The organism is Mycobacterium sp. (assembly GCF_036488105.1).
Classification (GTDB): Bacteria; Actinomycetota; Actinomycetes; order Mycobacteriales; family Mycobacteriaceae; genus Mycobacterium.
Window position 1 is genome coordinate 1 of the sequence record NZ_DASXHW010000425.1, and the last position, 4,068, is coordinate 4,068.

Here is a 4,068-nt window from a genome sequence, read left to right on the forward strand (position 1 = left end):
CGCCAACGCTGGTTTACCGCTCTCGGGTGACGGGGTATACGCGTGGGGCGCGTGTGTCCGCGCGTGATAGCGATAGAGGATCCCCGATGCAAATACAACAGCACTCCTCAACCGGCGACCGCCTTGGCCGCGACGACAACGAAGTGCACGCCGCTGTCAGGTTCGCTGTGCTGGCCGCGGTCGCCGGGCTGGCATTTCTGATCGTTGCGGCGCTATGGGACAGCACATGTCAGGGCGCGATGTCCGTCGACACGGCGGCGTGTGGGGCCCCGCAGCTGACCATTCTGGCGTTCGGCGCCCCGCTGATCCTGCTGGCCGCCGGCATCTGGGCCTTCGTGCGCACTTACCGCGTCTGGCGCGACCACGGAGTGTGGTGGGCGTGGCAGGGCGCCGGATGGTTTTTGATGATTCTGATGTTCGTCACGCTCACCATGGGCGCCCCGATTGCCGGGCCGCTACTGGCACGCTGATCGCTCAGTGATTTCGTAGTTTGCTGATCAGCTTGTTTTTGGTCAGGCTCGAATAACCGGAGATTCCAGGCTCTCCCAGTCACATCGGGTTTTAGTTGTCGCCGCGAGTGGGTATTTGCTTGTGACCATGATGAGCTTGTCGGCGGAAGGACCGCCCGTCACCCGATCATGGGGGACAAAATCACGAATGCGATGACATAGATGCCCACTGCGATCAGTACGAGGATCACCAACGTGATGACGGAGATCACGGCAATGCGCCGAATGCGGCGCGTGCGCTCGATTTCCGTCGTCTCGCTCGAATCCATGGCACGCGGAATACCCGGCGGCGATCATGACTAACCAGCTGGAGCGCGAGGGTAATGTCGGTCAAACAATGCTGGGAGGCCCGATGACCGTTGCTGCGAAGCCCGACCAGAACCAGCAACGCGGCGAACGCGCGATTGAATTGCGCGTTGCAGCGAAGCTCGAGAACCTGGCGGTTTTGCGGACCTTGGTGGGGGCAGTCGGCACCTTCGAGGACCTGGATTTCGATGCCGTGGCCGATCTGCGGCTCGCGGTCGATGAGGTGTGCACCCGGTTGATTCGCTCGGCCGCTCCGGACGCCACGCTGGCAATCGTGGTCGATCCGCACGACGACGAACTGAAGGTCGAGGCGTCAACGACATGCGACAACGACGACGTCGTGACACCGGGCAGCTTCAGCTGGCACGTGCTGACGTCGCTGACCGACGACGTTCAGACTTTTCAGGACGGTAGCGGCCCTGATGGCCATCGCGTCTTCGGTGTCACGCTGACCACCCGACGGGCGGGTTCTGACAGGTGACAGCGCGAGCTGTCGGTGGTTCGTCATCTCGTCCGAACGAATATGCCGACGTTCTCGACATGTTTCGTGAGCTGGCCGGTCTTGACGCCGAATCGCCGGAGTTCCAGCGTCATCGGGACAAGATCGTCGAGCGGTGCCTGCCGCTGGCCGACCACATCGCGCGCCGTTTCGAGGGCCGCGGAGAACCCCGCGACGACCTGGTGCAGGTGGCGCGCGTCGGACTGGTCAACGCCGTCACGCGGTTTGACGTTGAGACCGGTTCGGACTTCGTCTCCTTTGCGGTGCCGACGATCATGGGGGAGGTCCGCCGGCATTTCCGCGACAACAGCTGGTCGGTCAAGGTCCCACGGCGGCTGAAGGAACTGCACCTACGGCTTGGCGCCGCGACCGCCGAGCTTTCGCAGCGGCTGGGCCGCGCGCCCACTGCGACTGAATTGGCGCGTGAGCTCGAGATGGACCGTGCCGAAGTCGTCGAGGGCTTGGTGGCAGGCAGCTCATACAACACGCTGTCCATTGACAGCGGCGGCAGCGGCGCCGGGGATGAGGAAGCCCGTGCCATCGCTGACACGCTCGGCGATGTCGACAGCGGGCTGGATCGGATCGAGAACCGCGAGGCGTTGCGACCGCTCCTGGAAGGGCTGCCGGAGCGCGAGCGAACCGTGTTGGTGCTGAGGTTCTTTGACTCGATGACGCAGACGCAGATCGCCGAGCGGGTCGGCATCTCGCAAATGCACGTCTCGCGACTGTTGGCTAAATCGCTGGCGCGGTTACGGGACGAGCTGGAATAACCGGTTCGGATCCTGGCCTTCGTCGTCCGCGTCCGGCACATCGTCTATCGACGTGACCAGCGGCAGTGTGTTGTCGGGGTCGCAGATCCGAAGCAGCCGGGACACCGCCTTGTTCGGGACCACTGCCCAGCACAGACCGGCGCCCGCGCACTTGACATTGATCAGGTGCAGCGCCGAAAAGCCGGCCGTGCCAAAAAATTCCAGCCGACTCAAGTCCAGCATCAGCGGGGTGCGGTGGACCATGCACAGGTCGAAGTAGTCGGCGAGCTGACTTGCATTGGATGCGTCGAGCTCACCGTGGACGGTGATCACTGCGCGGGACGAATCCCACTCCGCGGTGAACCGTGCGGAGTGGTTCTCCCATGCAGGCGGTGGAAGTGCCGCGTCGGTTCCATGAACCGGCAAAGCGAACTTCGGGTGCAGAGCGGACATCTAGTGACTCCATCAGTCGACAAGCAATCTGTGGATCACGTCAAGCGGTTAGCTTCCGCGCGTGAGGAGAAACTGGGGAATCCAGCCTTCCCCTCACGTCAATTAACGCTTCGAAGGGCGGCTGCGAACTCAACCTGTTTAAGACACTACCCCGACCACTGGGCGCCCACAACGTATGTGGGTGTTTCTCAGAAAGCCTGGTCAGCTGCGTGTGGTGGTGGCTTCAGCTCGAATTATGTTTAGGCACAACGATTGCGGTGGCAAATCGCCGAACGGACTCGGCTGCGGCGTCGGCCGCGTCGTCGTGGCCGGCGCGCCCTCGGGCGGCGATCGCTCCGGTCGCCGGATCCAGCGTTACCTCGGCCAGCAGCTCTCCGGTCGTGGACTCACACACCGCCCACGAGTAGCGCGAGTCCGCGGCCCACTGGGCGTCACTGCGTGCGACGTACTCCGGGTCGGCTACGCCGAGATCGGCCAGCGCGGGACGGTCGTCGATGCGGCCGTCGGCCCGCAGGCCGCGCAGATACCACTGCCCGGCGTTGATCTCGATGGGGTCCACACTGCTTGATTGTCCGGTTCCTCAGCGCGCCGTTGCCCGGCACGCATCGTCACCGGGTGCGCGGCACTACTTGATCTCGGCGAGCACCGTGCCCTGCGTGATAGCTGCCCCGGTTTCGACGGCCAGTCCGGTGATCACGCCGTCCTTGTGCGCGGTGACCGGGTTCTCCATCTTCATCGCCTCCAGGACGACGACCAGATCGCCGGTAGAGACCTCTTGTCCCTCTTCGACGGCAACCTTGACCACGGTGCCCTGCATCGGGGCGGTTACCGCGTCACCGGACGCCGCAGCGCCGCCGTGGGCGCCACGCTTGCGCGGCTTGGGCTTCTTGCGGATGACGCCGGCCGCGTCGCCACCGCCGTTGGACAGCGCCAGGTCACCCGGCAGCGAGACCTCGAGCCTGCGACCACCGACCTCGACGACGACCTTCTGTCGCGGTAGGGCTTCGTCCTCGTCGATCGGCTCGCCGCCGGTGAACGGTTCGATGGTGTTGTTCCACTCGGTTTCGATCCAACGGGTGTGCACCGTGAAGCCGTTGCCGTCGCCGATGAACGCCGGGTCGGACACCACGGCACGGTGGAACGGAATGACGGTGGCGAGTCCCTCGACGTGGAACTCGTCGAGCGCGCGGCGTGACCGCGCCAATGCCTCGTCGCGGTTGGCGCCGTACACGATGAGCTTGGACAGCATCGAGTCGAACTGGCCGCCGATCACCGAACCGGCCTCGACGCCGGAGTCCAGCCGGACACCGGGGCCGGTGGGGATGTCATAGCGGGTGACCGGACCGGGCGCCGGCAAGAAGCCGCGTCCGGCGTCTTCGCCGTTGATCCGGAACTCGATGGCGTGTCCGCGCGGGGTGGGGTCTTCGGTGATGTCCAGCGTCTCGCCGTTGGCGATCTTGAACTGCTGCAACACCAGGTCGATGCCCGCGGTCTCCTCGGTGACCGGATGCTCGACCTGAAGGCGGGTGTTGACCTCCAGGAACGAGATCAG

Annotated in this window: 7 protein-coding genes; 3 read left to right on the top strand and 4 right to left on the bottom strand. The window is 64.6% G+C overall.

Annotated features, from left to right (window positions below; all coding sequences use genetic code 11):
* Positions 1 to 86: 86 nt before the first annotated feature.
* Positions 87 to 470, top strand: coding sequence for a hypothetical protein (locus VGH54_RS22440; RefSeq protein ID WP_331514305.1), 384 nt, complete (start codon positions 87 to 89; stop codon positions 468 to 470).
* A 158-nt stretch (positions 471 to 628) separates the two neighbouring features.
* Here VGH54_RS22440 and VGH54_RS22445 read toward each other — a convergent pair whose 3' ends face one another.
* Positions 629 to 778: a hypothetical protein gene (locus VGH54_RS22445; RefSeq protein WP_331514306.1), complete on the bottom strand. Its 150-nt coding sequence runs from the start codon at positions 776 to 778 to the stop codon at positions 629 to 631.
* Between the two features lie 83 nt (positions 779 to 861).
* On the opposite strand from VGH54_RS22445, the gene VGH54_RS22450 reads away from it, so the two are divergent.
* Together VGH54_RS22450 and VGH54_RS22455 are read left to right on the top strand one after the other, a co-directional pair.
* Complete coding sequence (locus VGH54_RS22450) at positions 862 to 1,296, top strand: ATP-binding protein (protein WP_331514307.1); 435 nt, start codon at positions 862 to 864, stop codon at positions 1,294 to 1,296.
* The gene (locus VGH54_RS22455; protein WP_331514308.1) at positions 1,293 to 2,084 is read left to right on the top strand and encodes an RNA polymerase sigma factor SigF; all 792 of its coding nucleotides are present in this window, start codon (positions 1,293 to 1,295) and stop codon (positions 2,082 to 2,084) included. Before VGH54_RS22450 ends, VGH54_RS22455 begins: the two co-directional genes overlap by 4 nt.
* Here VGH54_RS22455 and VGH54_RS22460 read toward each other — a convergent pair.
* The 3 genes from VGH54_RS22460 to VGH54_RS22470 form a co-directional block, all read right to left on the bottom strand.
* Positions 2,064 to 2,516: an STAS domain-containing protein gene (locus tag VGH54_RS22460; RefSeq protein ID WP_331514309.1), complete on the bottom strand. Its 453-nt coding sequence runs from the start codon at positions 2,514 to 2,516 to the stop codon at positions 2,064 to 2,066. The two genes, VGH54_RS22455 and VGH54_RS22460, sit on opposite strands and share 21 nt — an antisense overlap.
* Before the next feature lie 223 nt (positions 2,517 to 2,739).
* A complete protein-coding gene (locus VGH54_RS22465) occupies positions 2,740 to 3,075 on the bottom strand; it encodes a hypothetical protein (RefSeq protein WP_331514310.1) in 336 nt (111 codons plus the stop codon).
* A 66-nt stretch (positions 3,076 to 3,141) separates the two neighbouring features.
* A partial coding sequence (locus VGH54_RS22470) for a biotin/lipoyl-containing protein (RefSeq protein ID WP_331514311.1) occupies positions 3,142 to 4,068 on the bottom strand: 927 nt, incomplete at its 5' end.

Coding starts and splice junctions, on each gene's coding strand:
- VGH54_RS22440 (WP_331514305.1), top strand. CDS start 87: ATGCAAATACAACAGCACTCCTCAACCGGCGACCGCCTTGGCCGCGAC.
- VGH54_RS22445 (WP_331514306.1), bottom strand. CDS start 778: ATGGATTCGAGCGAGACGACGGAAATCGAGCGCACGCGCCGCATTCGG.
- VGH54_RS22450 (WP_331514307.1), top strand. CDS start 862: ATGACCGTTGCTGCGAAGCCCGACCAGAACCAGCAACGCGGCGAACGC.
- VGH54_RS22460 (WP_331514309.1), bottom strand. CDS start 2,516: ATGTCCGCTCTGCACCCGAAGTTCGCTTTGCCGGTTCATGGAACCGAC.